Source organism: Psittacicella hinzii (assembly GCF_003585935.1).
GTDB lineage: Bacteria > Pseudomonadota > Gammaproteobacteria > Enterobacterales > Psittacicellaceae > Psittacicella > Psittacicella hinzii.
In genome coordinates this window covers 1-3725 of sequence record NZ_NRJG01000139.1, presented here as the reverse complement: position 1 = coordinate 3725, position 3725 = coordinate 1, and the positions used below count along the sequence as shown (strand labels likewise).

Genomic DNA, 3725 nt, shown 5'->3' with positions numbered 1-3725 from the left:
ATTTAAAAGGTCCACTAGGGTGTTGTGCGTTGCGGCGCACGTCCTTAACACATATTGCAAGTCAATAGTGTACTTATATAATTCTCCCCAAGTGTTACCACTAAAAGTTGGCACTATGCACGGCGTTAACAATTCCACAGGTATTAGCTCCACATAATTAAGTGTAAAACTACTTACTGTTGGAACTTGTGGTTTTGTTAGTTTCTGGGTTGAGCTGCAGCCACTTAATAAGATTGCTAGACAAAGGGATAGCAGCGCAGGTAGCTGTTTTGAGTTCATTACTAACCAGTGATAACTTATTGTGATAATCGCGTGTAATTGCAGACTTATCTACGGTCAACTTGTGTATCTCTTGTTGCATTTCGTAGATTTTACTGCGCATTTCTTTAGCTGCTAATTGCTCTGCTTCCAGTCTTTGGATATAAGCACTATTTTGTTCAGCTAAATTAATAATACGCTCGTCTTTTTGTCTGGATTGATACTGCGTTATCATAAAAAAGGTCATGAAAACGATTAGTAATAATAAGGTTGGGTTATTCTTTCCGGTGCGTAAAATACCGGCAATCCATGCCACAATCATAACTTCCTACTATGCTAGCTCAAAAAGTTCACGTTCAGTTTTACGTCGGTTGATAAGACCATTTAGTTGTTTACCACTAGCATACGTCCATCTATCAAATTGAGTAGCTGCTTGCTCTAGTTTATTTTCATTAATAAGTTTGAGCATGGTTGACTTCTTGAAATTACCAATACCAACGTTATATACAAAAGAGTAAAGAGCGGCTTTTTGATTAGCATTCAACTTAACTTTTACTAAATCGTCAACTTGAGTAGCAAAGGTTTTTAATTCTTTAAGTAAGAGATAATGAGCAGTTTTTTCGTCCATGCCATTCTTATACTTTTTTAGCACTTCTTTGTCAGTAATGCCGTACCCAATGGTCTGTATTCCCACAGGATCAAGGTACGGCTTTAATTTTAAGCCCTCAAAGCGTTTAACGTATTTAAGAGCAGTGTTTAGTGCTAATTCGGTGCTAGTCATTACCTATCCTCATCTTTACCGGTTGTTTGTTTATCTTCGGTCTTTTTCTTCTTGCTGGGGTCGTATTTATTGATAAAGTAGCTAATCCACACATTAATAAATTGCGTCACTACTTTTACTACGTTATTCACACCAGCGTAACCAATGATTGCAGCAATAATAGGGAGATAACTTTCTGGCACTCCGTTTATTATTGCCACAGGTGCTCCTAGGTACACAATGAAAAAGACCAAAGCCAACTCATACCAAAAATGAAGAACCCCAACTCTACCGTCTTTTTTAAATTTGAAGATAGCAAAAGCAACTCCGATTAAAGACCATTTAATAGACTGTAGATTTACGAACAGGTTCAACAGATCCGTGAGGTTATTAATTACTAGCTTGGTCTTTTCGTGGTCAAATACCGTCATCATGCAACCATAAAAAGGTTAATTGATTAAACTTTCATAGTGCCAACCGTGTAATTAAGAATTTAGGCTTCTAATAGCCTTGCTTTAGCTCATACGATAGCTGAACATTTTCTAATACTATATAAGTCATCAAAAACACCATATACAGTATGAGCAGTATCAAAAGTAAGAATTGTTTTTTCAAGGTTATTTATTTGCGTTATCAATAAGATGGTCGCTTAGTTGTTTTACGTCCTTATTAATAAGGTTCTTATCGACCATAATATTGTTTAAGATTAACTGCGTATGCTTATTTAGTAGCTGCAGTTTTACAAGCGATTGCTCTATCCTATCCAAGCGTTCAGCAATGCGTAGCAAGCGACGGGTTAGGAGTTCTTGCTTGATTTCTGTTTGTTCGTTCAAGGTATTATTAGTTTAGATTTGTGGAATATTAATTAGAAAATCTAGGTTTGTGGTCTTATGCGGGAAAGTGCTATTTTTGATTAATGCAGCTGCTAGTTTCATGCGTTTATCCTCAATACTCATACTAGTGTCATCTAGCCACGTACTTAAGGTTTTAATTGCTTTTAGCTGCTCATCTGTTAAATCGTGTAAAAATTGATATCCTCAATAGACGTAGTAAAAAAGTCAGCAATATAGCTATTTTCATGAAATTCTGATTGACGATATATTTGTACTAGCTGTGAAAAAGTAGTCATATTATTCTGCGTTTATAATGCCTTTATAAGAACTTTTACTTTTCCCTTGAGTGATTTATCATCTTGATCGTCAACGTTGATTTTAGACACCTCTAAACGCTTAATTTGACTATCATCGTCATAAACACCTGCTTCGGTTAAGATATCCATAATAGGCTTAATCACGTTATCGATATCTCGACGTCTACGATCAGGACAATACTCAACTACCTCTAATGCTATAAAGGTGTTTTCATTAGCTTTCTTCCATTTTTGAGCTAATATTTGGTACTGTACTTGAGGAATAATTTGCTTGCGGTACTCTCTATAACGCTGTGAGTGTGCGCGATGGGTAAATTTGCCACGTACGACTGTTTTATACATTGCGTTGACACTTACAGGAAAATCTAGCGTAAGCTCTAATTGCATATACTTATGGTTCTACTCATAGCTGCATTACTAAATTTTAAGAACGCAAAAAAGCCCAAGTCGTGCACCCCTATGAAAGGAGATAAGCGACTTAGGCTCTTGTTAATTACATTTAGTATTACACTAAAAGGAACTTTTATTAGATAAAGACATTAAAAAGGAATATTTTCCGAACCAACGTTTCCATTAGTATTAGTATTATGGTTTTGTTGATTTCTGTTTTGGCTTGCTGGATTTTGGTTAAAACCTCTGCTTTGGTTCTGTTGGAACTGCTGTTGGTTATTATTTCTAGCAAAGCCTTGAGTGCTCTGGTTGAACACAGGAGGATTCTGGTTTTGATTATTGTATGGCTGATTGCCATTATTGGCTGTATTAAAGCCTTGATTTTGAGGACGCTCAACTGTCATACCAATAACTTCTTGTTGTTTATGGCATAACTGTACACTAATAACTTTCAGCTTATTTAAGAATTTTTCTTCACCGGTTTTATCGATATATTTCATTTTCGACCATACACCGGTAACATTTACGTAAGAACCTGTTTGGATTGCTAGAATCACATTTTCGTCAGATTTACTTACATTCCATGCTGTGCAACCAAACCATTCAGTCTCTGACTCCCATTGATTATCGTATAAATATGGAAATCTAACCCCAATTCTAAAGTTGTAAGATTTTCCACTTTCATAATTATTACTTGTAGGAGTTTGGATTAATTTAGCCGGCTCTGCAGCATAACCTGAAATAATTACAATTGCGTCAGTCATTTTTTATCCTTATTTACTTGCATTGAAAAATAATAAAAAGATCTAGTCCTGAAATCCTATTGGCTTTGCTGCTAGCTGGATACCCCTTTGGGGTACTTCCAGCGAAGCAAGCAGCTAAGCCGCGATTATCAAACTAGAATCTTGACTATAAAAAGAGAAGCAAAAGGTAATATAGCCAATATTAAGTTTTCAATAACAATATTAATTATTAAAACAAAATTTCAGAAAAAGATTAGAAGTTAAGGAAACTGAAATAAAGTCTAATAATAAATATCAATAAAAAAAGGATATTAATTTATGATCTACTTATATTATAAATTATTTCACTTTAAAAAAGCAAAATTTTATAATTTAGCTGCTATTTATGGTCTAAAAGAATTTTAGACAATAGAGGGGCGAACTA

General features: G+C 34.9%; 7 protein-coding genes. All 7 read right to left on the bottom strand.

Annotation, left to right across the window (positions count from 1 at the left end):
• A partial coding sequence (lysC, locus tag CKF58_RS08730; RefSeq protein ID WP_425451210.1) for an Rz1-like lysis system protein LysC occupies positions 1 to 279 on the bottom strand: 279 nt, incomplete at its 3' end.
• Positions 170 to 580, bottom strand: coding sequence for a hypothetical protein (locus CKF58_RS06845; RefSeq protein ID WP_119532294.1), 411 nt, complete (start codon positions 578 to 580; stop codon positions 170 to 172). The genes CKF58_RS06845 and lysC, both read right to left, overlap by 110 nt.
• Positions 581 to 589: 9 nt before the next feature.
• Positions 590 to 1039, bottom strand: coding sequence for a lysozyme (locus CKF58_RS06840; protein WP_119532292.1), 450 nt, complete (start codon positions 1037 to 1039; stop codon positions 590 to 592).
• A complete protein-coding gene (locus tag CKF58_RS08300; protein WP_147397237.1) occupies positions 1039 to 1239 on the bottom strand; it encodes a hypothetical protein in 201 nt (66 codons plus the stop codon). Before CKF58_RS08300 ends, CKF58_RS06840 begins: the two co-directional genes overlap by 1 nt.
• Before the next feature lie 396 nt (positions 1240 to 1635).
• Positions 1636 to 1851, bottom strand: coding sequence for a hypothetical protein (locus CKF58_RS08475; protein WP_119532288.1), 216 nt, complete (start codon positions 1849 to 1851; stop codon positions 1636 to 1638).
• 308 nt (positions 1852 to 2159) lie between these two features.
• Entirely contained in the window at positions 2160 to 2555 is a 396-nt protein-coding gene (locus CKF58_RS06825) for a RusA family crossover junction endodeoxyribonuclease (RefSeq protein WP_119532286.1), read from the bottom strand.
• 152 nt (positions 2556 to 2707) lie between these two features.
• On the bottom strand, positions 2708 to 3322 hold the full coding sequence (locus tag CKF58_RS06820) for a single-stranded DNA-binding protein (RefSeq protein WP_119532284.1): 615 nt from the start codon (positions 3320 to 3322) through the stop codon (positions 2708 to 2710).
• Positions 3323 to 3725 lie beyond the last annotated feature (403 nt).

Excerpts from the sequence above, each read along its gene's own strand:
- CKF58_RS06840 (WP_119532292.1), bottom strand. The coding sequence starts at position 1,039 with ATGACTAGCACCGAATTAGCACTAAACACTGCTCTTAAATACGTTAAA.
- CKF58_RS06845 (WP_119532294.1), bottom strand. The coding sequence starts at position 580 with ATGATTGTGGCATGGATTGCCGGTATTTTACGCACCGGAAAGAATAAC.
- CKF58_RS06825 (WP_119532286.1), bottom strand. The coding sequence starts at position 2,555 with ATGCAATTAGAGCTTACGCTAGATTTTCCTGTAAGTGTCAACGCAATG.
- CKF58_RS06820 (WP_119532284.1), bottom strand. The coding sequence starts at position 3,322 with ATGACTGACGCAATTGTAATTATTTCAGGTTATGCTGCAGAGCCGGCT.